This window comes from Vogesella perlucida, from assembly GCF_979366545.1.
The window spans coordinates 1-255 of sequence record NZ_CEETRO010000086.1; the positions used below are offsets into that span (position 1 = coordinate 1).

The 255-nt window shown below is 67.1% G+C and carries 1 protein-coding gene; it reads left to right on the forward strand.

What is annotated here, in order from left to right:
* The coding region (locus ACZ9XP_RS18055) for an Ig-like domain-containing protein (RefSeq protein ID WP_465188976.1) at positions 1 to 255 on the forward strand (255 nt) is incomplete at both ends.

Genomic DNA, 255 nt, shown 5'->3' on the forward strand with positions numbered 1-255 from the left:
CCGGCAATGCCGGCGACAGCATCAAAGTCACCACCCCGACCGGCGAAGTGCTCACCACCACGGTGAAACCGGATGGCACCTGGAGCGTCACCCCGACGCAGCCGCTGCCAGAAGGGGCGGCCAACATTCCGGTCGTCGCCACCGACCCGGCCGGCAACACCACCAACGCCAGCGTCCCGGTCACCATCGACAGCAGTGTGCCTAACGGCGGCAATGCGCCGACCGTCACCATCGCCGAAGACACCAACAACGACG